General features: G+C 64.1%; 28 protein-coding genes. 14 read left to right on the top strand and 14 right to left on the bottom strand.

Annotated elements, in window-relative coordinates:
* Positions 1-97: 97 nt before the first annotated feature.
* Complete coding sequence (gene queF / locus QAZ47_RS22825; protein WP_278230811.1) at positions 98-559, bottom strand: preQ(1) synthase; 462 nt, start codon at positions 557-559, stop codon at positions 98-100.
* A gap of 141 nt (positions 560-700) precedes the next feature.
* Between queF and QAZ47_RS22820 the strand changes: the two genes are divergently transcribed.
* A complete protein-coding gene (locus QAZ47_RS22820; protein ID WP_278230810.1) occupies positions 701-2746 on the top strand; it encodes an NADH:flavin oxidoreductase in 2046 nt (681 codons plus the stop codon).
* Between the two features lie 216 nt (positions 2747-2962).
* Here the strand turns inward: QAZ47_RS22820 and QAZ47_RS22815 are convergent, their stop codons facing one another.
* Entirely contained in the window at positions 2963-3370 is a 408-nt protein-coding gene (locus tag QAZ47_RS22815) for a hypothetical protein (protein ID WP_278230809.1), read from the bottom strand.
* 144 nt (positions 3371-3514) lie between these two features.
* Between QAZ47_RS22815 and QAZ47_RS22810 the strand changes: the two genes are divergently transcribed.
* Entirely contained in the window at positions 3515-3943 is a 429-nt protein-coding gene (locus tag QAZ47_RS22810; RefSeq protein ID WP_278230808.1) for a MarR family winged helix-turn-helix transcriptional regulator, read from the top strand.
* Between the two features lie 5 nt (positions 3944-3948).
* Here the strand turns inward: QAZ47_RS22810 and QAZ47_RS22805 are convergent, their stop codons facing one another.
* Positions 3949-4686 (bottom strand): polysaccharide deacetylase family protein, encoded by a 738-nt coding sequence (locus QAZ47_RS22805; protein WP_278230807.1) that lies wholly within the window; start codon positions 4684-4686, stop codon positions 3949-3951.
* 73 nt (positions 4687-4759) lie between these two features.
* Entirely contained in the window at positions 4760-6829 is a 2070-nt protein-coding gene (locus QAZ47_RS22800; protein WP_278230806.1) for an EAL domain-containing protein, read from the bottom strand.
* Between the two features lie 299 nt (positions 6830-7128).
* Between QAZ47_RS22800 and QAZ47_RS22795 the strand changes: the two genes are divergently transcribed.
* Together QAZ47_RS22795 and tdh are read left to right on the top strand one after the other, a co-directional pair.
* Positions 7129-8316, top strand: a complete 1188-nt coding sequence (locus tag QAZ47_RS22795; RefSeq protein ID WP_278202999.1) for a glycine C-acetyltransferase — start codon at positions 7129-7131, stop codon at positions 8314-8316.
* Positions 8317-8534: 218 nt separating this feature from the next.
* A complete protein-coding gene (gene tdh / locus QAZ47_RS22790) occupies positions 8535-9569 on the top strand; it encodes an L-threonine 3-dehydrogenase (RefSeq protein WP_278230805.1) in 1035 nt (344 codons plus the stop codon).
* 206 nt (positions 9570-9775) lie between these two features.
* Here tdh and QAZ47_RS22785 read toward each other — a convergent pair whose 3' ends face one another.
* Positions 9776-10222, bottom strand: a complete 447-nt coding sequence (locus tag QAZ47_RS22785; protein WP_278233849.1) for a MarR family transcriptional regulator — start codon at positions 10220-10222, stop codon at positions 9776-9778.
* 133 nt (positions 10223-10355) lie between these two features.
* Between QAZ47_RS22785 and hmgA the strand changes: the two genes are divergently transcribed.
* The 6 genes from hmgA to QAZ47_RS22755 all read left to right on the top strand — a co-directional run bounded on the left by hmgA (position 10356) and on the right by QAZ47_RS22755 (position 14772).
* Positions 10356-11669, top strand: coding sequence for a homogentisate 1,2-dioxygenase (gene hmgA, locus QAZ47_RS22780; protein ID WP_278230804.1), 1314 nt, complete (start codon positions 10356-10358; stop codon positions 11667-11669).
* Positions 11666-12568, top strand: coding sequence for an MBL fold metallo-hydrolase (locus QAZ47_RS22775; protein WP_278202994.1), 903 nt, complete (start codon positions 11666-11668; stop codon positions 12566-12568). The genes hmgA and QAZ47_RS22775 overlap by 4 nt, the downstream gene beginning before the upstream one ends.
* A complete protein-coding gene (locus QAZ47_RS22770) occupies positions 12565-13590 on the top strand; it encodes a fumarylacetoacetate hydrolase family protein (protein WP_278230803.1) in 1026 nt (341 codons plus the stop codon). Before QAZ47_RS22775 ends, QAZ47_RS22770 begins: the two co-directional genes overlap by 4 nt.
* A 4-nt stretch (positions 13591-13594) precedes the next feature.
* Positions 13595-14131 (top strand): DinB family protein, encoded by a 537-nt coding sequence (locus QAZ47_RS22765; RefSeq protein ID WP_278230802.1) that lies wholly within the window; start codon positions 13595-13597, stop codon positions 14129-14131.
* Positions 14132-14207: 76 nt separating this feature from the next.
* A complete protein-coding gene (locus QAZ47_RS22760; protein WP_278202991.1) occupies positions 14208-14465 on the top strand; it encodes a BrnT family toxin in 258 nt (85 codons plus the stop codon).
* Positions 14452-14772 (top strand): BrnA antitoxin family protein, encoded by a 321-nt coding sequence (locus QAZ47_RS22755; RefSeq protein WP_278202990.1) that lies wholly within the window; start codon positions 14452-14454, stop codon positions 14770-14772. The genes QAZ47_RS22760 and QAZ47_RS22755 overlap by 14 nt, the downstream gene beginning before the upstream one ends.
* Before the next feature lie 11 nt (positions 14773-14783).
* Here the strand turns inward: QAZ47_RS22755 and QAZ47_RS22750 are convergent, their stop codons facing one another.
* The 3 genes from QAZ47_RS22750 to hppD all read right to left on the bottom strand — a co-directional run bounded on the left by QAZ47_RS22750 (position 14784) and on the right by hppD (position 16567).
* The gene (locus tag QAZ47_RS22750; protein ID WP_278202989.1) at positions 14784-15161 is read right to left on the bottom strand and encodes a type II toxin-antitoxin system VapC family toxin; all 378 of its coding nucleotides are present in this window, start codon (positions 15159-15161) and stop codon (positions 14784-14786) included.
* The gene (locus QAZ47_RS22745) at positions 15158-15382 is read right to left on the bottom strand and encodes a type II toxin-antitoxin system prevent-host-death family antitoxin (protein WP_278202988.1); all 225 of its coding nucleotides are present in this window, start codon (positions 15380-15382) and stop codon (positions 15158-15160) included. Before QAZ47_RS22745 ends, QAZ47_RS22750 begins: the two co-directional genes overlap by 4 nt.
* A gap of 69 nt (positions 15383-15451) precedes the next feature.
* A complete protein-coding gene (gene hppD, locus QAZ47_RS22740; protein WP_278202987.1) occupies positions 15452-16567 on the bottom strand; it encodes a 4-hydroxyphenylpyruvate dioxygenase in 1116 nt (371 codons plus the stop codon).
* Positions 16568-16705: 138 nt separating this feature from the next.
* On the opposite strand from hppD, the gene QAZ47_RS22735 reads away from it, so the two are divergent.
* Complete coding sequence (locus QAZ47_RS22735) at positions 16706-17173, top strand: Lrp/AsnC family transcriptional regulator (protein ID WP_059187534.1); 468 nt, start codon at positions 16706-16708, stop codon at positions 17171-17173.
* Between the two features lie 232 nt (positions 17174-17405).
* On the opposite strand, the gene QAZ47_RS22730 is transcribed toward QAZ47_RS22735, so the two are convergent.
* The 4 genes from QAZ47_RS22730 to aztA all read right to left on the bottom strand — a co-directional run bounded on the left by QAZ47_RS22730 (position 17406) and on the right by aztA (position 20567).
* On the bottom strand, positions 17406-17744 hold the full coding sequence (locus tag QAZ47_RS22730) for a TIGR01244 family sulfur transferase (RefSeq protein WP_278207914.1): 339 nt from the start codon (positions 17742-17744) through the stop codon (positions 17406-17408).
* Between the two features lie 146 nt (positions 17745-17890).
* Positions 17891-18832 carry a zinc ABC transporter substrate-binding protein AztC gene (gene aztC / locus QAZ47_RS22725; RefSeq protein ID WP_278202986.1) on the bottom strand — a complete coding sequence of 314 codons (942 nt, stop codon included), beginning with the start codon at positions 18830-18832 and terminating at the stop codon, positions 17891-17893.
* A gap of 29 nt (positions 18833-18861) precedes the next feature.
* On the bottom strand, positions 18862-19737 hold the full coding sequence (gene aztB / locus QAZ47_RS22720) for a zinc ABC transporter permease AztB (RefSeq protein ID WP_278207913.1): 876 nt from the start codon (positions 19735-19737) through the stop codon (positions 18862-18864).
* Positions 19737-20567, bottom strand: coding sequence for a zinc ABC transporter ATP-binding protein AztA (gene aztA / locus QAZ47_RS22715; RefSeq protein ID WP_278202985.1), 831 nt, complete (start codon positions 20565-20567; stop codon positions 19737-19739). The genes aztB and aztA overlap by 1 nt, the downstream gene beginning before the upstream one ends.
* A gap of 229 nt (positions 20568-20796) precedes the next feature.
* Between aztA and QAZ47_RS22710 the strand changes: the two genes are divergently transcribed.
* The gene (locus tag QAZ47_RS22710) at positions 20797-21141 is read left to right on the top strand and encodes a RidA family protein (RefSeq protein WP_278202984.1); all 345 of its coding nucleotides are present in this window, start codon (positions 20797-20799) and stop codon (positions 21139-21141) included.
* Positions 21142-21344: 203 nt separating this feature from the next.
* Here the strand turns inward: QAZ47_RS22710 and hutC are convergent, their stop codons facing one another.
* Positions 21345-22085: a histidine utilization repressor gene (hutC, locus tag QAZ47_RS22705; protein WP_278233848.1), complete on the bottom strand. Its 741-nt coding sequence runs from the start codon at positions 22083-22085 to the stop codon at positions 21345-21347.
* 10 nt (positions 22086-22095) lie between these two features.
* Positions 22096-23451, bottom strand: coding sequence for a formimidoylglutamate deiminase (locus QAZ47_RS22700; protein ID WP_278230801.1), 1356 nt, complete (start codon positions 23449-23451; stop codon positions 22096-22098).
* A gap of 99 nt (positions 23452-23550) precedes the next feature.
* On the opposite strand from QAZ47_RS22700, the gene hutI reads away from it, so the two are divergent.
* Both hutI and hutH read left to right on the top strand, forming a co-directional pair.
* Positions 23551-24780, top strand: a complete 1230-nt coding sequence (hutI, locus tag QAZ47_RS22695; protein WP_278230800.1) for an imidazolonepropionase — start codon at positions 23551-23553, stop codon at positions 24778-24780.
* Positions 24777-26312 (top strand): histidine ammonia-lyase, encoded by a 1536-nt coding sequence (hutH, locus tag QAZ47_RS22690; protein WP_278230799.1) that lies wholly within the window; start codon positions 24777-24779, stop codon positions 26310-26312. The genes hutI and hutH overlap by 4 nt, the downstream gene beginning before the upstream one ends.
* The last annotated feature ends 103 nt before the right edge of the window (positions 26313-26415 follow it).

Raw genomic sequence — 26415 nt, 5'->3', positions numbered from 1 at the left:
TAAGTGGGGCGCCGAAGCTGCCAATCTCCCCCCTTGTGGGGGAGATGGCCGGCAGGCCAGAGGGGGGAGCTGTCCCGCCAGCCTTTCGCAACAGATTTCAACCGCGCCCGCGATAGGGCGCCACGCCGGTATCGGGCAGCCAGGCGTCCTTCGGTGGTGCTCCTGTCTGCCAGAAGACGTCGATCGGGATGCCGCCGCGAGGGAACCAGTAGCCGCCGACGCGCAGCCACAGCGGCTTGGTCGCCTCGACGATGCGGCGGCCGATCATGACGGTGCATTCCTCGTGGAAGGCGCCGTGATTGCGGAACGAGGTCATGAACAGTTTCAGCGACTTCGATTCCACCAGCGTCTTGTCCGGCGCGTAATCGATGACGATGTGGGCGAAGTCGGGCTGGCCGGTGATCGGACAGAGCGAGGTGAATTCCGGGCAGGTGAAGCGCACGATCGCCGGCGGTCCGTCGCCGCGATTGAACGGCACGGTCTCCAGGACCGCCTGTTCCGGGCTCTGTGGCGTCTCGACGTGCTTGCCGAGCTGGGTGAGGTTTCTTGCATCGGTCATGGGCGACTCCTTGCTCCCAGCCGCTGGAAGCGCAGTTCAACGGCGGCGGGCGCGAAACGAAGGTTGAAAGAAGCGTTGCGGTCCTCTCGGGCGCAGCGCGTTTGACCGCTCATTAGCACAATTTGAAACGGCAGGAAGACGATGACCAGCAACGACCCGCTTCTCCAACCTTACCAGCTCAAGCATCTGACGCTGAAGAACCGGGTGATGTCGACCAGTCATGAGCCGGCCTATTCCGAGGACGGCATGCCGAAGGAGCGCTACCGGCTTTACCATGCCGAGAAAGCCAAGGGCGGCATGGCGCTGACCATGACGGCGGGCTCGGCGGTCGTGTCGCGCGACAGCCCGGCCGCCTTCGGCAACCTGCACGTCTATGACGACCGCATCGTGCCGTGGCTGGCAGAGCTGGCGGACGCCTGTCATGAGCACGATTGCAAGGTGATGATCCAGATCACCCACCTCGGCCGCCGCACGGGCTGGAACAAGGCCGACTGGCTTCCGGTGCTTTCGGCCTCGCCGGTGCGCGAGCCGGCGCATCGCGCCTTCCCCAAGACCATCGAGGATTGGGACATCGAGCGCATCGTCGCCGACTATGCTTCCGCCGCGCAGCGCTGCCAGGCCGCCGGCCTCGACGGCATCGAGTTCGAATCCTACGGCCATCTGATGGACGGATTCTGGTCGCCCGCCACCAACCAGCGCGACGACGATTTCGGCGGCTCGCTCGACAACCGGCTGCGCTTCACCCACATGGTGCTGGACGCGGTTCGCGCGGCGGTCGGGGAAAAATTCGTCGTCGGTATCCGCATGGTCGCCGACGAGGATTTCGAAAAGGGCCTGTCGAAGGAGGAGGGCGTCGAGATCGCCAGGCGCTTGGCCAATTCCGGCAAAGTCGATTTCCTCAATATCATCCGCGGCTCGATCGAAACCGATGCGGCGCTGACCAAGGTCATCCCTGTGACCGGCATGCGCTCGTCGCCGCATCTCGACTTCGCCGGCGAGGTGAGGGCGGCGACGAAGTTCCCGACTTTCCATGCGGCACGCATTTCCGATGTCGCTACCGCACGCCATGCGATCGCCACCGGCAAGCTCGACATGGTCGGCATGACGCGCGCCCATATCGCCGATCCCTACATCGTCAAGAAGGTGATGGAAGGGCGCGAGCATGAGATCCGCCCTTGCGTCGGTGCAACCTATTGCCTCGACCGCATCTATGAGGGCGGCGAGGCGCTCTGCGTCCACAATGCCGCGACGGGCCGCGAGGCTGATATCCCGCACGTCATCCAAAAGAGCGACGGGCCGAGCAAGCGCGTGGTCGTTGTAGGCGCAGGCGCCGGTGGCCTGGAAGCCGCGCGCGTCGCGGCCGAACGCGGCCATCGGGTGACGGTGCTCGAAGCGTCGAGCCAGGCAGGCGGCCAAGTGCGGCTCGCGACGCAGAACCCACGCCGCAAGGAGTTGATCGGCATCATCGACTGGCGGCTGGCCGAGCTCGACCGGCTCGGCGTCGAAATCCGCTACGATACCTGGGCCGAGAAGGGCGATGTTCTGGCGCTGTCGCCGGATGTGGTGATCGTCGCCACGGGCGGTCTGCCGCAGAACCCGCCGCTGACCGCAGGCGGCGATCTCGTCACCTCGAGCTGGGACATCATGGCCGGCAGCGTCAAGCCGGCCGAGAATGTTCTGCTCTATGACGACAATGGCGGCCATCAGGGCATGGGCGCGGCGGAACTCATTGCCAACAGCGGCTCCAAACTGGAGCTGGTTTCGCCCGAACGCTTCTTCGCGCCGGAAATGGGTGGTCTGAACCACGTGCCCTATATGCGCGCCTTCCACGAGAAAGGCGTCACCGTCACCATCAATACCCGCCTGCGCTCGGTGCGGCGCGAGGGCAATCAGCTCATCGCCGAGCTGGCGTCGGACTTCGCCGATGGCTGGCGCGGCGAGCGGCGCGTCGACCAGGTGGTGGTCGAGCACGGCACGGCGCCGCTCGACGATCTTTACCTTGCGCTGAAGCCGCTGTCGAAGAATGGCGGCGCCGTCGACTACGAGCGGCTGGTGAGCGGCGGCGACATCTTTCCGGCGCGCAATCCGGAGGGCGGCTTCGTCCTGTTCCGCATCGGCGACGCGGTCGCCTCGCGCAACATTCACGCCGCCATCTATGACGGCATCAGGTTCGGGATCCGGATCTGAAGCGTGGAGCATGATCCCGAACCGAAGATCAGCGAAGCAAAAGTGGAAACCGGTTTTTGCTGCGCTGACCTTTGGTGCGGAAAAGATCATGATCAAACAAAAAGATGGAGCTCCATCGGTGGCGCGCAACCGGCCTTAGCAAGGAGAGCCACCTGCCGCTTCGATCGGTTGCGCGCCGCGCATGGCGCCGGCCTGGTGCCGGCGACGTGCGATTTCTCAAAACATCCTGGCGGTCGCCATGCAGAGCACGGTGATGACCAGCAGCCCGCCGGCGATGCGCTCGCCCCTCGTCATCTTCGCGCGCAGTTGGGTTTGCGTTGCCCCATCGGCGCCGGCCAATTGCCTGCTGGCGGACGCCACGACGGCGCCCTGCACGCCCGCTGCGATCAGCGCCGTCGCAATGCCTAAGGCAAGCACCATCTCCATCGAGCCGAAAGCACCCTGATGAAAGAAATACCAAAGCAGCAGGCCGGTCAGAAACACCAGGCCGGAAGCGCCGAGTTGTGGCCGGATGAAGTGCTCCGCCTTGATCTCCGGATCGCGCGCAACCGCGATGGTCGTGCCGGCCCAGAAGACGCCGGCCATGACATGCAGGCCGATCACGACGATGTAGACATATTGCATGACCGCATTCCTCTCTTCCGCCCGCCGCCGCGCGTCGCAGCATGATGCGACGTCATCAATAAGACAAAGTTAGATATCTAACGGTTAGATGTCAATGCATGGCATATTGTTTCGTCCAGCAACTGCTTGTTCTAGTGTCCGGCCATGACGCCGTTTGATCGCCCGCCAGTCGGCATGAACCTCGCCCGCACCGCCAAGGTGGTCGCGCAAGCCTTCGACGCTGCCCTGGTGGAGGCCGGCGGCACGCTGCCGGTCTGGCTGACCTTGCTCTCGGTCAAGTCGAAGGAACTTGCCAACCAGCGCGAGCTTGCCGGCATGATCGGCATCCAGGGCGCGACGCTGACCCATCACCTCAACGCCATGGAGGCGCAAGGGCTGCTGACGCGCCGCCGAGATCCGGGAAACCGCAGGGTGCATCAGGTGGCGCTGACCGAAGCCGGCGAGGCGATGTTCGAAAGGCTGCGCAAGGCCGCGCTTGACTTCGACAAGCGGCTGCGGACCGGATTACCGGACGAACGGCTGGCCGAGTTCGCGCAGGTGCTTGCGGCGCTGCGGGCCAATGCCGGTGGTTAACCGGCTCAATCGTAGGTGGGAATGGCGCCAAAGGCGTAGCGGCGCAGCTTGAGCGCCGCAATCAGTGCCGTGAGCTTCGCCTTGCCGTCGAAGGCGTCCTGGAACATCTCGTCATGCATCAGAAGGATCAGCCTGCCCGGCTTGGCGAAATGGCCGTAGCCGAACAGATGGTCGATCTCGCTCACCAGAAGGTCGACGCTCTGCACCGGCTTGCCGCTGTCCTCATGCACCCATTCATGATCCCAGCCGTAGAGCCAGAATCCCGACGCGGCGACGAACTCGTAGTCCGGGTCCTCGCGGCCGGCCTGCGCCAGCCCAAGCGAGTTGTCGTCCTTCGACATCGACGGCAGCCGGAACACGTCGCGCCCCGGCAGCCGCGCGTGCACGGCAGGCCTCAGGCCAAGCACGGCATTGGCCTTCAGCATGTCCGCGACCACGCCCTCGGTGTCGCCGTAGAAATGCCGGTAGTGGTTGTAGGCATGGCTGTAGCTGTGATTGCCGATCGTCACCAACGGCATCGACTTCGCCCGCTGCAGCAGCGCCCGGTTGGCCGCATTGGCCTCGGCATGCATGCCGACCATGAACAATGTTGCGGGCACCTGCTCGGCCTGCAGCACGTCGAGGATATTGGCTGTGCCGGCGAGCGGACCGTCGTCGAAGGTGAGATAGATGGTCCGGTCGGCGGCAAGCGCTGGAGACGCCATGAGCAACAGCGTCTGTACAAGGAGTCGAAGCAGCGGCATCCGCAAGTTCCGGTTGCAATCGCGACAGGCCGCCATGCCTGTCCGCGCTTGTCAAGCTTGCCGGTCGATCGCGCTATGCGAGGCTGCCCCGCAGCACCTTCAGTTTCGCCTTCTTGGGGCTGCGCGCCGTCAGCCATTCGCGCGCCTTGTCCTGCGGCATCGGGAAGGCGATCGAATAGCCCTGCACCTGGTCGCAGCCGATCGCCATCAGCGAGTCGAGCTCGGCCTCGGTTTCCGCGCCCTCGGCGACGATCGAGATGCCGAGCCCGCGGGCAAGCTCGGTGATGGCGCGTACGATCTTGGTGTTGTCGCCGTTCTCGTTGATGTTCTGTACGAAGCGGCGGTCGATCTTCAGCCGATCGATCTCGTTCGGATTGACGTGGCTGAGCGATGCGTAGCCGGTGCCGAAATCGTCGAGCTCGAGGTGGACGCCGGCGGCGCGGATGTGCCTGAGCTTGGCGGCGATGCCTGTCTTCTCGTCGTCGAGGATGACGGATTCGACGATTTCCAGCGACAGCTTCTGCGGCGCGAGCCCGGCCCGCTCCAGCGTCGAGAACAGGAACGTGTCGAAATCCGTCTCGCGCAGCTCGGTGCCCGAGACATTGACGGCGATGCGCCCGAAATCGATGCCGGCGCGGTCCCATTCGGCCGCCTCGTTGATCGCCTTGGTGATGACGATGCGGCCGATGTCCGGCATGAAGCCGCATTTCTCCGCCACGGGAATGAATTCGCCGGGCGAAATCATGCCGCGCGTGGCGTGCTTCCAGCGCACCAGCGCCTCGATGCCGCTGATCTTGCCGCTGGTGAGCGACACCTGCGGCTGGAAATAGACCTCGAAGGTCTTTTCCGCGATCGCGATGCGGATGTCCTGTTCGAGCTGCTTGCGGTAGTCGAGTTCGCGCCGAAGCTCCTCGGAGAAGAAGGAGAAGCTTCCGCCGCCGAGCTTCTTGGCCGAATAGAGCGCGAGATCGGCATGGACGAGCAGATCCTGCGCGCTGTCGGCGTCGACCGGATAGACGGCGATGCCGGCACTGGCGCCGGGCATGATGGTCGTGCCCTGGAAGGTGATCGGCTCGTTGATTTCGCCGAGGATGCGCTTGGCCAGCGCGTGGATGTCCTCTGTGGAGCCGGCGCCGTTGAGGATCATCACGAACTCGTCGCCGCCAAGGCGGGCGCAAAGATCCGACGCGCGGCAGGAATCGCGCATGCGCTGGGCGGTGACGACAAGCACATAGTCGCCGGCTGCGTGCCCCAGCGTGTCGTTGATCTGCTTGAAGCGGTCGAGGTCGAACTGGATCACCGCCAGCCGCTCGCGGCGCCGGTGCGCTCCCTTGATCAGCGTGTCGAAATGATCGGTGAGAAAGGTGCGGTTGTGCAGGCCGGTCAAGCCGTCATGCACGGCGATGAAGGCCATGGAATTGCGGGCATCGACCAGCTCATGCGTCTTGCGCAGGATGGCCTTCGACATCGGCCGGAAGATGAACAGCGCCACCAGCACGATGACGCCGATGGTGGCGAAGAACAGCGTGCGGTGCAGGTCGAGCATGTTGCCCGACCGCTCGTCGGCAAAGGCGCTGATACGCTGGCCGAGCGCAGCATAGCCGGACAGTGTCGCATTGGCGACCGAGGCATCGAGGCCGGCGCGTTCGCCGCCGGCCTTGTAGCCGTCGCTTTTCATGCCGAGCTGGGATTCGAAGGACGATACCAGCCTGTCGCCGTTGGCGACGAGGCCGACCGAGAAATAATCGAGGTGGAACGGCTTGCTGAACAGCACGTATTCGATCGATTTCGGATCGTTGCGGGCCGGCGACAGCGGATCGGCGCCGGTCTCCTTGAGCAGCCGGTCGTAGTTGGTCTCGAACTCGCCCGTTGCCTGCTTGAGCGCCGTGACCAGCGCCGGCTGCTTGTCGCGCGAGGCGGCGCCGGTGGCGCTGGCCAGGAAGACGATGCGCTGCGACAGCGCCTTCTGCGTGGAAACGATATCGAGCAGCGCATCATTGTGCCGCTGCTGTGCCATCAGCTGCTGCAGGAGAATGAAGGAGGCCATCACCATGGCGGCAATGATGGTGAGCGCCAGCCAGTAACCGGTCTTGATGAGCAGAATCAGCTTGCGCGAAACGCTCTGCACTGGCTGCTGCGACATAACTCGGTGACCCCTCCGGTCGACGGATTCCTGCCATGGATTCGTGGCGGGAAGACCCTTGACCTGAAAGGGTTAACAGCTTGGCAAGCGGGCGCGGCGCCGGGCCCGGCCGCGCGACAAAGCTCGCAAAATGGTTATCACGTCCTTTCGGGCATCGCCGACATTTGAATGCATCCTCGTTCCGATGCGGTGAGGGGATTGCGGCGCGTCTTTCGCAGCGCCACCGAAGCGGTCGTTTTTGCGATGGATTTTTCTTGCCCGCGGCGCGACAGTCCGCGTCAAACGAACAGGGCCAGACAATGAGCGCAGCGTTCCTCTCCCACATCGACAACGAGCTTCAGGGCCTGAAATCGGCCGGACTCTACAAGTCCGAGCGGGTCATCTCCTCGATGCAGTCGGCCGAGATCGAGGTAGCCGGCCAGAAGGTGCTGAATTTCTGCGCCAACAATTATCTGGGCCTCGCCGACAGCCCCGAATTGCGCGAGGCCGCGAAACAGGCGCTCGACCGCTACGGCTACGGCATGGCCTCGGTGCGCTTCATCTGCGGCACGCAGGAAGAGCACAAGCAGCTCGAAGCAACGATCTCGTCCTTCCTCGGCATGGAGGACACCATCCTCTACGGCTCCTGCTTCGACGCCAATGGCGGCCTGTTCGAGACGCTGCTCGGCGAGGAGGACGCCGTCATCTCGGACGCGCTGAACCACGCCTCCATTATCGATGGCGTCCGGCTCTCCAAGGCAAAGCGCTTCCGCTACGCCAACAACGACATGGCCGATCTCGAGGCGCGGCTGAAGGAGGCGAAGGACTGCCGGTTCCGCCTGATCGCCACCGACGGCGTCTTCTCGATGGACGGCATTATCGCCAACCTCCAGGGGGTGTGCGATCTCGCCGAGAAATACGATGCCATGGTCATGGTCGACGACAGCCATGCGGTCGGCTTCGTCGGCAAGAACGGCCGCGGCTCGGCCGAGCATTGCGGTGTCGAGGGCAGGGTGGACATCATCACCGGCACGCTCGGCAAGGCGCTCGGCGGCGCGTCGGGTGGCTACACGTCGGGAAAAAGCCAAGTGGTCGACTGGCTGCGCCAGCGCTCGCGGCCCTACCTCTTCTCCAACACGCTGATGCCGGCAATCGCCGGCGCCTCGCTGAAAGTCTTCGAGCTGATCCGCAATGGCGGTGCGCTGCGCGAGCGCCTATATGCCAATGCGCAACGCTTCCGCTCTCAAATGGGTAAGCACGGCTTTACACTTGCCGGGGCGGATCACCCGATCATCCCGGTGATGCTGGGCGACGCCGCACTTGCGCAGGAGATGGCGCAGCGCATGCTGAAGCGCGGCATCTATGTCATCGGCTTCTCCTTCCCGGTGGTGCCCAAGGGCCAGGCGCGTATCCGCACGCAGATGTCGGCAGCCCACTCCAGCGCCGATATCGATCGGGCGGTCGAGGCGTTCGGCGAGGTCGGGCGCGAGCTCGGCATAGTTAAATAATCGCGAATGTTCATGCTCTACGGCGCCCCCCTCTGTCCTGCCGGACATCTCCCCCACTTGGGGGGAGATTGGCAGTTTCGGCGCGGCGTCTATCTTGCGACGTTAGCGATTGGCGAAGGCAAACGCGATGATCGATCTCCGCCCTTGTGGGGGAGATGTCCGGCAGGACAGAGGGGGGCGCGACAGAACGCAAGCCTCCGAAACACTGGGAGAACCTGATGTCCAACATGATGAAGGCGCTGGTGAAGGCCAAGGCCGAGCCGGGCATCTGGATGGAACAAGTGCCGGTGCCGGAGGTCGGCCCGAACGACGTGCTGATCAAGGTGAAAAAGACCGCGATCTGCGGCACCGACGTCCACATCTACAATTGGGACCAGTGGGCGCAGAAAACCGTGCCGGTGCCGATGGTTACCGGCCACGAATTCGTCGGCACGGTCGCCGATTACGGCGCGGCGGTCACCGAGTACAAGGTCGGCCAGCGCGTCTCCGGCGAGGGCCACATCGTCTGCGGCCACTGCCGCAACTGCCGCGCCGGGCGAGGGCATCTCTGCCGCAACACGCTTGGCGTCGGCGTCAACCGGCCCGGCGCCTTCGGCGAGTACATGGTGATCCCGCAGCACAATGTCGTGCCGATCCCCGACGACGTGCCCGACGAGATCGCCGCCATCTTCGATCCATTAGGCAATGCCGTCCACACGGCGTTGTCCTTCGATCTGGTCGGAGAGGACGTTCTGGTCACCGGCGCCGGCCCGATCGGCATCATGGGCGCGCTGGTGGCGCAATGCGTCGGCGCGCGAAAAGTCGTCATCACCGACATCAATCCGGTTCGTCTGGATCTGGCCCGCAAGCTCGGCGTCCAGCATGTCGTCGACGCCTCGAAGGAGAAGCTGCGCGACGTCATGCCTTCGATCGGCATGACCGAGGGTTTCGATGTCGGGCTGGAAATGTCGGGTGCCGCACCGGCCTTCCGCGACATGATCGACACCATGAACAACGGCGGCAAGATCGCCATTTTGGGCATCGCGCCGACCGGCTTCGAGATCGACTGGAACAAGGTCATCTTCAAGATGCTGCATCTCAAGGGCATCTACGGCCGCGAGATGTTCGAGACCTGGTACAAGATGATCGCGCTGGTGCAGGGGCCGCTCGACGTTTCGGGCCTGATCACCCACCGCATCGGCATCGATGATTTCCAGGCCGGCTTCGACGCGATGCGGAGCGGCAGTTCCGGCAAGGTGGTGATGGATTGGTAGGGGCGCGTCGACGGAGACATTGAGTTCCTTCGCGCCCCCCTCTGTCCTGCCGGACATCTCCCCCACAAGGGGGGAGATTGGCTGCTTCGGCGCCGGCTCTCATCCTGCAACGTTGGCGATTGGCGAAAGCCGGCGTGACATCTGATCTCCCCCCAAGTGGGGGAGATGTCCGGCAGGACAGAGGGGGGCGCTGTCCCGCCAGCCTCTCAGTTCTTTTCTGCCAACGTCCTCTCCAGGGCCGCCACCCCGCTGACAATCGCCGCTCGCTCTTCCTCGCTCAGCCTCGCCAGCAACTCCTGTTCGAACGCCTTCGCCAGCGGCACCATCTCGCGATAGGCGGCGAGCCCCGCGTTGGTCAGCGTCAGGTGCTCCACGCGGCGGTCGTTTTCGTCCGGCGCGCGCGTCAACCATCGCCGCCGTTCGAGCTCGGCCACTGCCCTCGACACCTTAGTTTTGTGCATCGCCGACTGTTCTCCGAGTTCCGTCGCCGTCATCGTGCCGCGCTGGCCGAGGCCTGACAGCGTGCGCCATTCCGGCCGCGTCAGGCCGTGGCGCTCCTTGTAGACGCGCGAGAATTCCCGGCTGACGGTGTCGGCCAGCCGGTAGAGCCGGTACGGCAGGAAGCTTTCGAGCTCAAGGACTTCCGGTTCCATCAAAACCACCATCGATGCGGCCTCGGCGTTGATAGTTACATTTTCAATGGTTACAAATGAAACCAGTTTGGTCAACATCCCCGGGAAAACCGCCGCTTCAGGAGGTGGAGAGCCCGGGACCAGGGAGGATCGGATGACCTTTTCCTACATGCCGGGTTTCGGCAACGATTTCGAGACCGAGACGCTGCTAGGCTCGCTGCCGCAGGGGCGCAACTCTCCGCAGCGGCCGGCCTACGGCCTCTATGCCGAGCAGCTTTCGGGCTCGCCCTTCACGGCGCCGCGCGGCACCAACGAGCGCTCCTGGCTCTATCGCATCCGCCCGAGCGTCCGGCACACCGGTCGCTTCAAGGGGATGAGCTTCCCTCTATGGAAGACCGCGCCCAACATCGGCGACCATGAGCTGGCGCTCGGCCAGTATCGCTGGAACCCGGTGCCGATGCCCGCCGAGCCGACCGATTTCATCTCAGGCATGCGCACCATGACCACGGCAGGCGACGCGGTCGGCCAGTCCGGCATGGCGGCGCATGTCTATGTCGCCAACCGCTCGATGGTCGACGACCATTTCTTCAACGCCGACGGCGAGCTCATGATCGTGCCGCAGGTCGGCGCGCTGCGCTTCGTCACCGAGATGGGCGTGATCGAGCTTCGCCCTGGGGAGATCGCCGTGCTGCCGCGCGGCCTCGTCTTCAAGGTCGAGCTCGCCGACAAGGAGGCGCGCGGCTATGTCTGCGAGAACTACGGCGCGAAATTCACCATGCCCGACCGCGGCCCGATCGGCGCCAATTGCCTCGCCAATCCGCGCGACTTCAAGACGCCCTGCGCCTGGTTCGAAGAGAAGGAGACGCCCTGCCGGCTGATCGTCAAATGGTGCGGCGCGTTCCATGTTACGGAACTCGGCCACTCGCCGCTCGACGTGGTCGCCTGGCATGGCAACTACGCGCCCTATAAATATGATCTCGCAACCTTTTCGCCGGTCGGCGCCATCCTGTTCGATCATCCCGATCCGTCGATCTTCACCGTGCTGACGGCGCCGAGCGGCGAGGAGGGCACGGCCAATGTCGATTTCGTCATCTTCCCGCCGCGCTGGCTGGTGGCAGAAAACACTTTTCGGCCACCCTGGTACCACCGCAACATCATGAGCGAGTTCATGGGGCTGATCCACGGCCAGTACGATGCCAAGGAGGAAGGTTTCGTGCCCGGCGGCATCAGCCTGCACAACCAGATGCTGGCGCATGGGCCGGACGCCTCCGGCTTCGAGAAGGCGACACGTGCCGACCTCAAGCCCGTCAAGCTCGACAACACCATGGCCTTCATGTTCGAGACCCGCTTTCCGCAGATGCTGACCCGCTATGCCGCCGAGCTCGACACCTTGCAGGAGAACTACATCGACTGCTGGGCCGAGCTGAAGAAGCGTTTCAACGGCACGCCCGAGGGCGACTGGTCTTGAGCGCCGGGGAGACGTCGGAGCGCCTCGTCCTTCTCGGCTCCAAGGGCGGCCCGGCCTTGCGGCCGGGCGGGCCCTGGCCGAGCTCATCATTGATCGAGATCGGCGGGCGAGTAATCGTCGTCGACTGCGGGCTGGGCGTCACGCGCGCCTTGACCGATGCAGGCGTCAGCCTGAAGACACTCGACCTGGTCTTCATCACGCATCTCCATTCCGATCACGTGCTGGAACTCGGGCCGTTGATCCACACCGCCTGGACGGCTGGGCTGGCAACGCCGGTGATTGTCTACGGGCCGCCGGGCACCGCCAATTGCTGGCGGCATTTCTGCCAGGCGATGGAGTTCGACATCGAAATCCGCATCGTCGACGAAGGCCGGCCGGACATCCGCGAACTGGTCTCGGTCGAGGAGTTCGGCGAAGGGCTGGTGCTGGAGGAGCGTGGTCTGATGGTGGCGGCGCTGCGCGTAGACCATCCGCCGGTGACCGACTGCTTTGCGCTGCGCTTTGAGCATGGCGGCAGAAGCGTCGTGTTCTCGGCCGACACGGCGTTCTTCCCACCGCTGGCCGAGTTTGCGCGCGACGCCGACATTCTCGTCCATGAAGCCATGCTGGAAGCGGGCGTCGAGAGGCTGGTCGCCAGGACCAGCAACGGCGCGCGGCTGCGCGAGCATCTCTTCGCCAGCCACAGCTTAGCCGAAGAGGCAGGAAGCATCGCCACTGATGCCGGCGTGAAGCAGCTGGTACTCAACCATCTCATTCCAGCCGACGATCCTCTGATCGGCGAAGCCGACTGGACCGCTGCTGTTAGGAAAACATGGGCCGGTGACTTGACGATCGCCCGCGACGGCCTTGTTGTACGGCTAAGCGGCGACCAGGCCGCGCCAAGAGAGGAAACCGCATGAAGCTTGCCACATTGAAGAACGGGACGCGCGACGGAAAGCTGGTCGTGGTCTCGCGCGACCTGACGCGGTTCACCGACGCTTCCTTCCTGGTGCCGACGCTGCAGGCGGCGCTCGACGACTGGCGGCGGATTGCGCCGCATCTGGCGGCCATGGCGGAATCGCTGGAGACCAACGCGGTGCCCTCGGCGCGCTTCCACGAGCATGACGCGCATTCGCCGCTGCCGCGCGCCTATCAGTGGGCGGACGGCTCGGCCTATGTGAACCATGTCGAGCTGGTGCGGAAGGCGCGCGGCGCCGAGATGCCGGCGAGCTTCTGGACCGATCCGCTGATCTACCAGGGCGGGTCCGATTCCTTCATTGCGCCGCGCGATCCGATCCGCATGGCGGACGAGGCCTTCGGCATCGACATGGAGGCGGAGGTCGCCGTCGTCGTCGACGACGTGCCGATGGGCGCCGGGCTGGCCGAGGCGAGGGACGCGATCCGCCTCGTCATGCTGGTCAACGACGTGACGCTGCGCGCCATCACCGGGCCGGAGCTCGCGAAAGGCTTCGGCTTCTTCCAGTCGAAACCGTCTTCTGCCTTCTCGCCGGTCGCGGTCACACCGGATGAGCTGGGCGACGCCTGGGACGGCGGCAAGGTCAACCTCGCGCTGCTGGTCGACCTCAACGGCAAGCCGTTCGGCCGCGCCAATGCCGGCATCGACATGACCTTCGACTTCCCGGCGCTTATCTCGCATGCGGCAAAGACGCGGCCGCTTGCCGCCGGCACCATAATCGGTTCGGGCACCGTTTCCAACAAACTGGATGGCGGGCCGGGCAAGCCTGTTTCGGCCGGCGGCGCCGGCTATTCCTGCATTGCCGAGCTGCGCATGATCGAGACCGTCGAGAGCGGCGAACCGAAGACGCCCTTCCTGCATTTCGGCGACACGGTGCGCATCGAGATGAAGGACAGGGCCGGCCATTCGATCTTCGGCGCGATCGAACAGAAGGTCGAGAAATACGAGGGGGAGAAAGGAACCTGAAAAGGTGACCCTGATCGAGCACCTGCGCCGCATGGCGCGCAACAATCTGTGGTCGAACGACCGGCTCTACCGCGCCGTGCTGGCGCTCCAGCCCGGCGAGTTCGAGGCCAGGCGCACCAGCTTCTTCCCGTCGATCAAGGAGACGCTCAACCACATCATCGCGGTCGATCGTCTCTATCTCGATTTCCTGACCGATGGCGGCCTCGGCGCCGCGGCCTACGACACCTTCGTGCCGTTCGACGATGTGGCGAGCCTGGCGGCGGCACAGGCTGATTTCGACCGCAAGCTGATTGCCTTCTGCGATCGTCTGTCCGAAGCCGATCTCGACCGCCGCGTCATCACCGACAGGCGCGAGGACGGCATGATCCCGGAAAGGATCGGCGACATCCTCGCCCATGTCTTCCTGCACGACATCCACCATCGCGGCCAGGTGCATGCCATGCTTTCGGGCACCTCGGTGGCGCCGCCGCAATTGGATGAATTCCTGCTCGATTACGACATCAAGCTGAGGAAGGACGAGGTCGAACGGCTGGGGTTGTGAACGAGCGAGTATGCCCTCGAGAATTATCGTAGTTACGAAAATTGTTGACTTAATTATTGTAGGTACATAAATTCCGATGAAGATCGTTTGGGATGAACCGAAACGGTTGGCTAACATCGACAAACACGGCTTGGATTTCGCGGCGTTGGACGAGGAGTTTTTCCTTGCGTCGACGATCCGGGCGGCCAAGGCCGGTCGGTTCATGGCGATTGGTTGGATAGTCGGCGGCGTTGTTGCAGTGGTCTTTGCCCGACTTGGCTCCGAGGGCATTTCGATCATTTCGATGCGGCCGGCCAACCAGGCGGAAAGGAGATTGTTCGATGGCAAAGTCTAAGCTACGCATCAAGAAGCCCGACAAGGAATTCGAGTCAGGCAAGGGCTTCACCAGGGAAGACTGGGATGCGGTTTCAGACAATCCCGAATGGACCGAGGAGGACTTTCGGAATGCTCGTCCCTTCGCCGAGGTGTTTCCGGATCTTGCCGACAGCATTCGCCGTTCGCGCGGCCGGCCGGCGCTCGACAATCCGAAGAAACAAGTGACGCTGCGTCTCGATAGCGACGTCATCGCCCGCTTCCGCGCCGGCGGACCCGGCTGGCAGAGCCGCATCAACGACATTTTGCGGAAAGCCGCCGGCCTTTGATCGCATGGCGGTCAGGCCAGCGCGACCTCATATCGGGCAAAATGCGGGTCTGATGTCAGGATAGTCAGGTTTTCTATTTGCGCCTGCGCGATCAGCAACCGGTCGAACGGATCGCCATGGTGAGGAGGCAGATCGCCGACCGCGTGGGCGTGCTGAAGAGTCACGGTGAGCGGCTGAAATCGCATTCTTGGAAGCAATGCTGGCAGATCGTCTGGCGCATGAAGCTTTCGGATTGATCGTTTGATCGAAATTTCCCAAACACTTGCCGCGCTCGCGAAAACCACCGCGTCCGATTCCAAGATTGCGCGGTGGTGATCGCTGAGACGTCGATCATCCGAAATCGACCAGAGAATAATGTGGGTGTCGGCGAGAAACGGGCCGGTCGTCATTTCACGTACTGGTCCCATCCAGGACCGAGTTCGTCAAAATCGTCCGCGATCCAGATCTTGCCCTTTAAGGCTCCGATACGTGGCAGTGGTTCCACCACTGCCGGAGGTACGATACGCGCGGCAACCTTCCCATGGCGCGTAAGCACGATCTCTTCACCGGCTTCCGCGCGGCTTACAAGTTCCGACAATTTGGCCTTGGCCTCGGCAATGGAAACATTCATGGGCTCGATCCTTTATGACCATAATTTAGGTCATAATTGATCGAGCCGCAAGATATCCAGATCGGCTGGCTACGCCGCCTTGCCGTCCAGCTTGATCACACCGCGCTTGATCTGGTCCTGCTCGATCGACTCGAACAGCGCCCGGAAATTGCCTTCGCCAAAGCCTTCGTCGCCCTTCCTCTGGATGAACTCGAAGAAGATCGGGCCGATCACGGTTTTGGAGAAGATCTGCAGCAGGATCTTGGTCATGCCGCCGTCGACGACGCCTTCGCCGTCGATCAGGATGCCGTGCTTCTTCATCCGTTCGATCGGCTCGTCATGGCCGTGCACGCGCTCGTGCGACATCTCGTAATAGGTGTCGGGCGGGCCGGGCATGAATTTCAGCCCATTGGCGGCGAGCTTGTCGGTGGCATTGTAGATCGCATCGGTGCCGACGGCGATATGCTGAATACCTTCGCCATTGTACTTCTTCAGGTATTCGGCGATCTGGCTGGTCTCGTCCTTGGATTCGTTGAGCGGAATGCGGATCTTGCCGCAGGGCGAGGTGATGGCGCGGCTGACCAGCCCGGTGATCCGGCCGTCGATGTCGAAGAAGTGGATCTGCTTGAAGCCGAACAGGTCGCGGTAGAAGTCCCACCACTTGTCCATGTTGCCGCGATAGACATTGTGGGTGAGGTGGTCGAGATAATAGAAGCCGACGCCTTCGGGCTTCGGGTCGCGCTCGCCAAGCCACTCGAACTCGGCGTCATAGGCCGAGCCCTTCTCGCCATAAGCCTCGATGAAATAGAGCAGCGAACCGCCGATGCCGACGATGGCCGGCACGTCGAGCGCCTTGTCGGTGCCCTCGTAAGGTGTCGCGCCTTTCGACACGGCATGGTCGAAGGCGTGCTTGGCATCGACCACGCGCCAGGCCATCGAGGCGGCGCAGGGGCCGTGCTTATCGACGAACTTCATCGCATGCGAGCCGGGCTCGGCATTGACGACATAATTGATGTCGCCCTGGCGCCAGACGGTGATGTCCTTGGTGCGGTGCTTGGCCACCGCGACATAGCCCATGCGGGTGAAGAGCTCGGCGAGTTTTGCCGGCTCCGGATGCGCGAACTCGACGAACTCGAAGCCGTCGGTGCCGGCGGGATTTTGCTTGCTGATCTTGGCGGGCGGTGCGTCATGCGGGAAGGGACCCATGGCAATTCTCCAAGGCTGTTGCGGCCGACCAATTTTCATCCTCATCCATTTTAGCGCGAAGCGGTCGCACAGTGCTTGCATTCAACCGCTTGAAATGCTCGAATTATGCGCAAGTCATGCACATTTTTAGGAAAATCCATGGATGACGCGCGTCTTGATCAGTTTGACCGCAAGATACTGGCGCTTCTGCAGGGCGATGCACGGCTCACCAACAACGACCTGTCGGAGCGCGTGAACCTGTCGGCCTCGCAATGCTCGCGCCGCCGCCAGCGGCTGGAGGAGGATGGCTACATCAGAGGTTACCGCGCCGTGCTCGACCGCGATCGTCTCGGCTTTTCGCTGGTCAATGTGATCTCGGTGACCCTGGCCACCCATAACCGCGATAATGCCCGCCGCTTCGGTGAGTTGGTGGCGCGGCTGCCCGAGGTGCAGGAGGCGCATGCGCTGACCGGCGAGATGGACTACATTTTGAAGGTGGTGACGCCCGATCTCAAATCACTGTCGGAGTTCGTCAACGGTGTGCTGCTGCCGCATGAATCGGTGCAGCATGTGAAGACGGCGATCGTGCTGGAGACGCTGAAGGAGACCGGCGCGCTGCCGATTTAGTTTTCGCTGATTTATGGATACGTCGGCGGGACAGCGCCCCCTCTGTCCTGCCGGACATCTCCCCCACAACGGGGAGATCAGACGTCACGCTGGCTTTCGCCAATCTCAGACGGTGCAGGGCGAGCGAGGCGCCGGAGTTGCCGATCTCCCCCCAAGCGGGGGAGATGGCCGCCAGGCCAGAGGGAGGGCGCGAAGGATCGCCAACCTGCGGAATTGGCTTATCGGGAAGCCTTCAACCCCGCTGCTGCTGGATCAGCCCATAGAGGTTGGTGCAGCGCGCGCCTGAACGGCAATAGGCAAACACGGGGCCTTCGAGCTCGTCGAGCGCCTCGGCCTGATCCTCGACATTGTCGATGGTGATCTGGCCGCTGATGACGGGGATGTAGCGGAAGGCAAGGCCGGCGGCTTCAGCCGCCGCCTTGATGCTGTCGGCCGAAGGCTGGCCCGGCTGCTCGTTGTCCGGCCGGTTGCAGATCACGCTTCTGAAGCCGGCGTCCTTGATGGCGGCGATATCCTCGGGCTGGATCTGGCCGGAGACCGAATAGTCGTCACTGATCTGGCGGTATTCCATCGTCTTGTCCTCGCAATCTTTGGCCGCAGTCATGCCACCCTGGGACAAGGGCGGCAATCCGTGCCAGCGGATTTCTCTGCCAAATAGAGAGTGCGAGCCGGAAAATCCAACCAGGCCGCTCCCGGCCCGGTTGGATCCTAGACAGCTCAGCTGCCGAGGATGGCGCCTTTGATCTGTGTAATGTTGTTGTGCATCATGTCGATATAGGTCGCTGCCGGGCCGTTGGGCTGCGACAGCGCGTCGGAATAGAGCGTGCCGCCGACCTTGATGCCGGTCTCGCCGGCGATCTGCTCGATCAGCCGCGGATTGGTGATGTTCTCGATGAAGATTGCCGCCGCCTTGTCCTGCTTGATCTGCTCGACCAGCTTGGCGACGTCGGCGGCCGACGGTTCGGAATCGGTCGAGATTCCCTGCGGCGCCAGGAAGGTCAGGCCATATTCGTGCTCGAAATAGCCGAAGGCGTCGTGCGAGGTGATGACCACGCGCTTCGCTTCCGGGATCGACTGGATCGCCGCCTTCACTTCGGCCTCCAGGGCATCGAGCTTGGTGGTATAGCCGGCCGCATTGGCCTTGTAGCTGTCGCAACCCTCGCTATCCGCTGTGCAAAAGGCATCGGCGATATTCTTCACATAGATCTTGGCATTGTCGATCGACTGGAAGGCGTGCGGGTCGGTAACCGTCTTGCCGCCGCCGGTGCCGGCTCCTTCGGCAGCGTCCGCATCGGCGAATTCCGGCTTGAAGTCGATCGGCGTGATACCCTTGGTCAAGGTGACGATCGAAGCCTTGGTGGCGCTGGCGTCGACCAGCCGCTGCAGGAAACCTTCGAAATGCAGGCCGTTGACCAGCACGACATCGGCCTTCGCCATCGCCACTGCATCGGCCGGGCTCGGCTCGTAGACATGCGCGTCGCCGTCCGGCCCGACAATGGTGGTGATGTCGACGCGGTCGCCTCCGACATTTTTGGCGAAGTCGGCAATCACCGTGAAGCTCGCCACCACCTTCAGCGGTGCCGCGAAGGCCGACGCGCTTGCGAAGGTGCTTAATGTTATAACGCTCATCGCTAGGACGGCGCGGACGGATTTCAGCATTGTGAAGGTCTCCTTGCTTGGGTTTGAGCTCAGGCGGTCCGGTGGCGGTGATGCACGATGCGGGCGCGCAACGCGCCGCGCGAGCCGAACACGATCGAGAAGAAATAGACGACGCCGGCCGAAAGGATGATCGCCGGGCCGGAGGGCAGCGATGCGTGATAGGAGAGCAGCAACCCGGCGATGCAGGAAGCAAAGCCGATCAGCACCGCCAGCCCGCACATCGGCTCGACGCGCACCGTCCAGAAGCGCGCGGCGGCGGCCGGCAGCATCATCAGCCCAACCGACAGCAGCGTGCCCAACGCCTGGAAGCCGCCGACGAGGTTGAGCACGACGAGGCCGAGGAATACGAAATGCACCGGGCTGCCCATGCGGCTCACCGAGCGCAGGAACAGCGGATCGAGGCATTCGGCGACCAGCGCGCGCCAGAAGATGGCGAGGCTGGCGAGCGTCACCACCACGATGCCGCCGATCAGCGCCAGCGCCTCATTGTTGAGCGCCAGCACGGTGCCGAACAGCACATGCATCAGGTCGACGCTGGAGCCGCGGATCGACACCATCAGCACGCCGACGGCGAGCGAAATGAGATAGAAGGCCGCCATCGAGGCGTCCTCGCGCTGGATGGTGAAGCGCGAGACGGCGCCGGCGCCGAGCGCCACGATGATGCCGGCGATCAGGCCGCCGACAGTCATCGGCAGGATCTCGAGGCCATAGAGCAGGAAGCCGGCGGCCGCACCCGGCAGGATGGCATGCGCCATCGCGTCGCCCGAAAGGCTCATGCGCCGCAGCATCAGGAAGACGCCGACCGGACAGGCGCCGAGCGACAGCATCAGCGAGCCGAACAGCGCCCGTTGCATGAAGGCGAAATCGGCAAAAGGCGCGATGAACAGGCCGTATAGGAAATCCATCACGCCGCCCTCGGTCCGGTACCGTGCTGATGGTCATGATGGTGATCGTGCGCATGGGCATGGTCGCCATGCGCGTGGTCGTGGCCATGATCGTGTTCGGAGGGCTCGCACCAGGGCGCATTCTCTTCCCAGGCCTCGTGGAAGCGCCGTGCCTTGAGCAGGTTCTCCGGCCGCAGCGTTTCTTTCGTGTCGCCCCAGGCGACGGGCTGGCGGGCAAGCAGCAGGGTCTCCGGAAAATTCTGCCGGACGAGTTCGAGGTCGTGCACGACGACCATGATCGTGCGCTCCTCGCCATGCCAGCGCTTTATCAGCTGGATGAGGTCGCCTACGGTCTTGTGGTCGACCGCGTTGAACGGCTCGTCGAGCAGGATCAAATCGGCGTCCTGCAACAGCACGCGGGCAAACAGCGTGCGCTGCAGCTGGCCGCCGGACAGCGTGTCGATCGGCCGCTTCTCGAAGCCGCCGAGGCCGACAGCCATCAGCGCCTTGCTGACGGACTCGCGATCCTCTTTGGTGTAGCGGCCGAGCATGCCGCGCTTGGGCCACAGGCCGAGCGACACCAGGTCGACGACCCGCGCGGGAAAGCTGCGGTCGAGCTCCGACTGCTGCGGCAGATAGGCGGTGCGCATGCCGGGCGCGCGCGCCACTTTGCCTTCCATCGGCTTCAGCACGCCGACGATGCCCTTCATCAGGGTCGACTTGCCCGAGCCGTTGGCGCCGACAACGGCGGTCAGCGAACCTTTGCGGACGATGCCGTTGAGGTGGTGAATGGCCGGATGGCTGTTGTAGCCGAGCGTCAGGTCGCTGAAGGTCAGGCAGGCATTGGTCATCAGGCTTCCGGGTCGGGCCGCAAATCTTAGGGGCTTTGTCGATATGTGATGTTATTACATTAGTCAACAAGACAGATCGGCGGAACCGTCTCTCGGCCGGTCAACTCGCCGTGTAGCCGAGAGAGGTGGAAGTCGGACAATTGGCTCAATTGGTTTCGCGTCCGGCGGCCTTGCCCGGAGCCGGCACGGACTCTAAAGAAGCACGACTCCCATAAGGAAGGAACCTCCCATGAGCATTCGTCGCATCGATGTCGGCCCGCGCATGAGCCAGATCGTCATCCACGGCAACACCGTCTATCTGGCTGGCCAGGTCGGCGAGCCCAGCGGCAACGTCGCCTCGCAGACCCGCGACATCCTGAAGACCATCGACGAACTGCTGGCCAAGGCCGGCACCGACAAGACCAAGATCGTGCAGGCGATCATCTGGCTGGCCGATATGAGCACCTTCGCCGAGATGAATTCCGAATGGGACAAGTGGGTGCCGAAGGGCCACACGCCCGCCCGCGCCACCGGCGAAGCCAAGCTCGCCGGCCCGGAATATCTGGTCGAGATCATTATTACGGCGGCGATTTAGCGCGGCGTTCCCTTCTCCCCTTGTGGGAGAAGGTGGCCGCGAAGCGGCCGGATGAGGGGTGTTGGAAGGATCGCGAGTTCGGGCGAGCTAGGCGCCTGTAATCATTCAACCTTTCGACGCCTCATTTCTTCCAGCACCCCTCATCCGTCTCGGCGCTGCGCGCCGATCCACCTTCTCCCACAAGGGGAGAAGGGGCGTTGGCGCTACCCCTGCGACGGGGTAAACCTTGCCACCAGCGTGTGGCTTTCCGCCGGGTAGATGAAGCGCACATGCGTGACCGGGTGTTCCGCGCTCCATGTTCGTCGCTCGACCACCAGGCAGGGCGCGCCGGGATCGATGTCGAGCGCATCGGCGATTGTGTCGTCGGCGGCCATGGCGCGGATGCGGTGCTCGGCCTCGCTCCACGGCACGCGGCCGATCAGCCAGGGGCCGGGCGCGATTTCCAGGAATTCTTCCTCGCCGGCCCCGGTCACGGCTGAAAGATTGATCAGCCGCTGCTCGAGCGCGAACGGCCGTTCGCCGGCAAAATGCAGGCTTTCCAGCCAAAGCACCGGACCTGGGCCGGAGAGCCCGAGCAACGCGCGGTCCTCGGCATTGCTGCGCCGCCTCAGGCGCTCCAGCCGCTCGTAGCGATAGGGCAGGCCGAGCGCTTCGACCTCGATCCTGATGTCGTGCAGTTCCAGCACCGCCGCCTGCGATTGCGGTTGGCGCACGAAGCTGCCGGAGCGGCGGCGGCGCTCGATCAGCCCAGCCTTGGCGAGCTGTGACAGCGCCTTGTTCACCGTCATGCGCGAGCATTTGTATTCCGCCGTCAGCTCGTGCTCGAACGGGATGCGATGGCCGGGCGCCCAAGCGCCGGACAGGATCTTTTCGCGGATGTCGGAGAGGATGCGCTGATGCAGCGAAAGGGTCTCGCCGTCCTCCATCTCTGCCGTTGCGGCCATGCTCATCGGATCAGCCCTCGGAAAGCGTCGTCATCACTTTGCGGAACCGCTCGGCGACGGCCTCGCGTTTGGCATGCCTGCCGCCGCTGACCTGCTTTTTCCCGTGCACCCAAACGCAATCGACCTTGCTGCCATTGGCGAAGATCCAGGCGTCGAGGATCGCGTCGTCCGTCTTGCCGGCAAGCGAGGGATGGCCGGCGTCGAGCGAGACGAAGTCGGCCGGACCGCCAACGGCAATCCGCGACGGGCCGGCTCCAAGCGCCTGGCTGCCGCCGTCGAGCGCGGCATCGAATAGCGCGCGCGCCGTGGAGCCGCCCGCGCGTGCCAGCACGTTGCGGGCGCGGTGGGCGAGGCGCTGCGAATATTCGAGCTGCCGGAGCTCGTCCGGAAGGCCGATCAGTACGTTGGAGTCCGAGCCGACGCCGAAGCGACCGCCATGCTCGATGAACAGCGGCGCGGCGAAGGTGCCGTCGCCGAGATTGGCCTCGGTGATCGGGCACAGCCCGGCAATCGCGCCGCTCTTCGCCATGGCGGAGGTTTCGGCCTCGGTCATATGCGTGGCGTGGATCAGGCACCAGCGCTTGTCCACGTCCGCCTTGGACAGCAGGAACTCGACGGGCCGTTTGCCCGACCAGGCCACGCAATCCTCCACTTCCTTTACCTGTTCGGCGACATGGATGTGGATCGGGCCGTTCGGCGCCATCGCCGCGACCGCCGTAAGCTCGTTCGGCGTCACGGCGCGCAGGCTGTGCGGCGCGACGCCGACGACTGCCCGTTCCAACTGCGATGCGCTTTCGCGGCTTTTCTCAAGCAGGCTCCCGAACCGCTCGACATCATTGATGAATCGTCGCTGGCCTTGGTTCGGCGTGGCACCGCCGAAAGCGGAATGGGCGTAGAAGACCGGCAGCAGCGTCAGCCCGATACCCGTCTCTCCGGCTGCCGCCGCGATGCGCTCGGCCATCTCGGCGATGTTGGCATAAGGCTTTCCGTCGCGGTCGTGGTGGAGATAGTGGAACTCGCCGACACGCGAAAAACCGGCCTCCAGCATCTCGACATAAAGCTGCGCGGCGACCGCCTCGACCTGGTCCGGCGTCATCGACAACGCGAAGCGGTACATCACCTCGCGCCAGCTCCAGAAACTGTCGGCGGAAGGCCCCCGCAGTTCGGCCAGCCCCGCCATGCCGCGCTGGAAGGCGTGGCTGTGCAGATTGGGCATGCCGGGCAACAGGATGGCGTGCCGCTCGTCGCCGGCCTGCGGGGAGGCGCCGGCCCCGACCGCGGTGATGCGGCCGGCAGTGAAAGCGATCCTCACATTGCCTCGCCAGCCCTCAGGCAGCAGCGCCCGTTCCGCAAAGATCGCCGTCACGTCCCAACTCCCGAATCTGAATGTCCGAGCGACATTACCACTTGCGTCGCGTTTCAATATGTATATACATAATTGCCATCCTTTCAAATGGAAAAGACGATGGGTGGAGAAAACGGGAAGAGCGGCCTTCGTCTGTGGCGCAACGCGCGCCTGGCGACCATGGCCGAAGGCGCGGCAGGCCTGGGCATCGTCGAAAAAGGTGCCGTCGCCGCTCGCGACGGGCTCATTGTCTACGCCGGCGCCGAGGCCGATTTGCCGGTGGCGCTCGGGCAGGGCGCCGAAAACATCGATTGCGCGGGCCGCTGGATCACGCCCGGCCTGATCGACTGCCACACACATCTCGTCTATGCCGGCAACCGCGCCAACGAATTCGAAATGCGGCTGGCCGGCGCCACTTATGAAGAAGTGGCTCGCGCTGGGGGCGGCATCGTCTCCTCGGTCAAGTCGCTGCGTGCCGCCAGCGAGGACGAGCTCGTCACTGAGACGCTGCCGCGCCTCGATGCGTTGATCGCCGAGGGCGTGACAACTGTCGAGGTCAAATCAGGCTACGGCCTCGATGCTGACAATGAAAAGAAGTCGCTGCGCGCCGCCCGCCGTTTGGTCGGTGAGCGCCCGGTCACGGTCCGCACGACCTGCCTCGCCGCCCACGCGCTGCCGCCGGAAGCCAAGGGCGACAAGGACGCTTTCATCGATCTCGTCGCCGATACGATTTTGCCGGAAGTCGCCGCCGAAAGGCTCGCCGACGCCGTCGATGGTTTTTGCGAGGGCATCGCCTTCTCGCCGGAACAGATCGCGCGCGTCTTCGACAAGGCGGAGGCGCTCGGCCTGCCGGTAAAGCTCCACGCCGACCAGCTCTCCAACCTGCATGGCGCAGCACTTGCCGCCCGCTATGGCGCGCTATCGGCCGATCATCTGGAATACACCGACGAGGAGGGCGCCGCGGCGATGGCCAAGGCCGGCACCGTCGCGACGATCCTGCCCGGCGCCTACTACTTCATCCGCGAGACCAAGAAGCCGCCGGTCGATCTGTTCCGCCAGCACGGCGTAAGGATGGCGGTGGCCACCGACAGCAACCCTGGCACCTCGCCGCTCACCTCGCTGCTGCTCACCATGAACATGGCCGCGACGCTCTTCGGCATGACCGTCGACGAATGCCTCGCCGGCGTCACACGCGAGGCCGCGCGGGCTCTGGGCCTGCTCGACAAGACCGGCACGCTGGAAGCCGGCAAGTCGGCCGACCTTGCCATCTGGAACATCGAGCGCCCGGCCGAACTCGTCTACCGCATGGGCTTCAACCCGCTCCATGCCCGCATCTGGAGAGGACAATGACCGAACTGATCCTGAAGCCCGGCAGCGCGACGCTTGCCGACTGGCAGGCCATCTATCGCGGCGCCGTGCCGAAGCTTGATGATGCCTGCCGGCCGAAGATCAAGGCCAGCGCCGAAGCGGTCGCCCGCATCGTCGCCAAGGGCGAACCGGTCTATGGCATCAACACCGGCTTCGGCAAATTGGCCAGCGTCCGCATTCCGGCAAACGATCTCGAAACGCTCCAGCGCAACATCGTGCTCTCGCATGCCGCCGGCGTCGGCGAGCCGATGCCGGTCGCGGTGGTGCGGCTGATGATGGCGCTGAAGCTTGCGAGCCTCGCCCAGGGCGCGTCCGGTGTAAGGGCCGAGACTATCGACCTGCTTCAAGGGATGCTTGCCAATGACGTCATCCCGGTGGTGCCGGCGCAGGGCTCGGTCGGTGCCTCCGGCGATCTCGCGCCGCTCTCGCATATGACGGCGGTCATGATCGGCGTCGGCGAATGCTTCACGCCCCATGGCCGCTTCCCGGCCAAGGTCGCTTTCGTCTCGCACGGGCTGGAGCCGGTGACGCTCGGCGCCAAGGAGGGTCTCGCGCTGCTCAACGGCACGCAGTTCTCGACCGCCTTTGCGCTCGCCGGCCTGTTCGAGGCCGAGACGCTTTACCAGTCGGCGCTGGTCGCCGGCGCGCTGTCGACCGACGCCGCCCGCGGCTCGGACGCGCCCTTCGATCCGCGCATCCATCTGTTGAGGAAACATCGCGGCCAGATCGAGACGGCCGATGCGCTGCGCAACCTGATGGCCGGCAGCGCCATCCGTGAATCGCACCGCGTCGGCGACGAGCGCGTGCAGGACCCGTATTGCCTGCGCTGCCAGCCGCAGGTGATGGGCGCCGCGCTCGACGTGCTGCGCAAGGCCGCCGATACGCTTGAAACCGAGGCCAACGGCGTGACCGACAATCCGCTGATCTTCGCTGAGGACGACACGGCGCTTTCGGGCGGCAATTTCCATGCCGAGCCAGTGGCCTTCGCCGCCGATATGATCGCGCTCGCCGTCTGTGAGATCGGCTCGCTGTCGGAGCGCCGCATCGCCATGCTGGTCGATCCGGCGCTCTCCGGCATGCCGGCCTTCCTGACGCCGAAGCCTGGCCTGAATTCCGGTTTCATGATCCCGCAGGTGACGGCGGCCGCGCTCGTTTCGGAAAACAAGCAGAAGGCCTATCCGGCGAGCGTCGATTCCATTCCGACCTCGGCCAACCAGGAAGACCATGTCTCGATGGCCGCCCACGGCGCGCGCCGGCTGCTCGGCATGATCGAGAACGCGACCGCCGTGATCGGCATCGAGCTGCTCGCGGCGGCCCAGGGCTGCGATTTCCATGCACCGCTGGCGTCCAGCGATGCGCTGGAAGCCGTGCGCAAGCTGGTCCGGACCGAAGTGCCGCATCTCGACAATGACCGGCATTTCCACCCCGACATGGAAAAGGCGATCGCCCTGGTGCGCAGCGGCGCCGCGGTGAAAGCGGCGAGCGCGGTTGTGTTGCCGGGGATTGCGTCGTGAGGCTTCACGCCATGAGAGGTCGAGTTCCTTCGCGCCCCCCTCTGTCCTGCCGGACATCTCCCCCACAAGGGGGGAGATCAGCCGTCGCGCCGGCTTTCGCCAA

The organism is Mesorhizobium sp. WSM4904, assembly GCF_029674545.1.
Lineage (GTDB): Bacteria > Pseudomonadota > Alphaproteobacteria > Rhizobiales > Rhizobiaceae > Mesorhizobium.
This window is presented reverse-complemented; position numbering and strand designations above follow the sequence as displayed.

Coding starts and splice junctions, on each gene's coding strand:
- queF (WP_278230811.1), bottom strand. CDS start 559: ATGACCGATGCAAGAAACCTCACCCAGCTCGGCAAGCACGTCGAGACG.
- QAZ47_RS22820 (WP_278230810.1), top strand. CDS start 701: ATGACCAGCAACGACCCGCTTCTCCAACCTTACCAGCTCAAGCATCTG.
- QAZ47_RS22815 (WP_278230809.1), bottom strand. CDS start 3,370: ATGCAATATGTCTACATCGTCGTGATCGGCCTGCATGTCATGGCCGGC.
- QAZ47_RS22810 (WP_278230808.1), top strand. CDS start 3,515: ATGACGCCGTTTGATCGCCCGCCAGTCGGCATGAACCTCGCCCGCACC.
- QAZ47_RS22805 (WP_278230807.1), bottom strand. CDS start 4,686: ATGCCGCTGCTTCGACTCCTTGTACAGACGCTGTTGCTCATGGCGTCT.
- QAZ47_RS22800 (WP_278230806.1), bottom strand. CDS start 6,829: ATGTCGCAGCAGCCAGTGCAGAGCGTTTCGCGCAAGCTGATTCTGCTC.
- QAZ47_RS22795 (WP_278202999.1), top strand. CDS start 7,129: ATGAGCGCAGCGTTCCTCTCCCACATCGACAACGAGCTTCAGGGCCTG.
- tdh (WP_278230805.1), top strand. CDS start 8,535: ATGTCCAACATGATGAAGGCGCTGGTGAAGGCCAAGGCCGAGCCGGGC.
- QAZ47_RS22785 (WP_278233849.1), bottom strand. CDS start 10,222: ATGGAACCGGAAGTCCTTGAGCTCGAAAGCTTCCTGCCGTACCGGCTC.
- hmgA (WP_278230804.1), top strand. CDS start 10,356: ATGACCTTTTCCTACATGCCGGGTTTCGGCAACGATTTCGAGACCGAG.
- QAZ47_RS22770 (WP_278230803.1), top strand. CDS start 12,565: ATGAAGCTTGCCACATTGAAGAACGGGACGCGCGACGGAAAGCTGGTC.
- QAZ47_RS22760 (WP_278202991.1), top strand. CDS start 14,208: ATGAAGATCGTTTGGGATGAACCGAAACGGTTGGCTAACATCGACAAA.
- QAZ47_RS22755 (WP_278202990.1), top strand. CDS start 14,452: ATGGCAAAGTCTAAGCTACGCATCAAGAAGCCCGACAAGGAATTCGAG.
- QAZ47_RS22750 (WP_278202989.1), bottom strand. CDS start 15,161: ATGACGACCGGCCCGTTTCTCGCCGACACCCACATTATTCTCTGGTCG.
- QAZ47_RS22745 (WP_278202988.1), bottom strand. CDS start 15,382: ATGAATGTTTCCATTGCCGAGGCCAAGGCCAAATTGTCGGAACTTGTA.
- hppD (WP_278202987.1), bottom strand. CDS start 16,567: ATGGGTCCCTTCCCGCATGACGCACCGCCCGCCAAGATCAGCAAGCAA.
- QAZ47_RS22735 (WP_059187534.1), top strand. CDS start 16,706: ATGGATGACGCGCGTCTTGATCAGTTTGACCGCAAGATACTGGCGCTT.
- QAZ47_RS22730 (WP_278207914.1), bottom strand. CDS start 17,744: ATGGAATACCGCCAGATCAGTGACGACTATTCGGTCTCCGGCCAGATC.
- aztC (WP_278202986.1), bottom strand. CDS start 18,832: ATGCTGAAATCCGTCCGCGCCGTCCTAGCGATGAGCGTTATAACATTA.
- aztB (WP_278207913.1), bottom strand. CDS start 19,737: ATGGATTTCCTATACGGCCTGTTCATCGCGCCTTTTGCCGATTTCGCC.
- aztA (WP_278202985.1), bottom strand. CDS start 20,567: ATGACCAATGCCTGCCTGACCTTCAGCGACCTGACGCTCGGCTACAAC.
- QAZ47_RS22710 (WP_278202984.1), top strand. CDS start 20,797: ATGAGCATTCGTCGCATCGATGTCGGCCCGCGCATGAGCCAGATCGTC.
- hutC (WP_278233848.1), bottom strand. CDS start 22,085: ATGGCCGCAACGGCAGAGATGGAGGACGGCGAGACCCTTTCGCTGCAT.
- hutI (WP_278230800.1), top strand. CDS start 23,551: ATGGGTGGAGAAAACGGGAAGAGCGGCCTTCGTCTGTGGCGCAACGCG.
- hutH (WP_278230799.1), top strand. CDS start 24,777: ATGACCGAACTGATCCTGAAGCCCGGCAGCGCGACGCTTGCCGACTGG.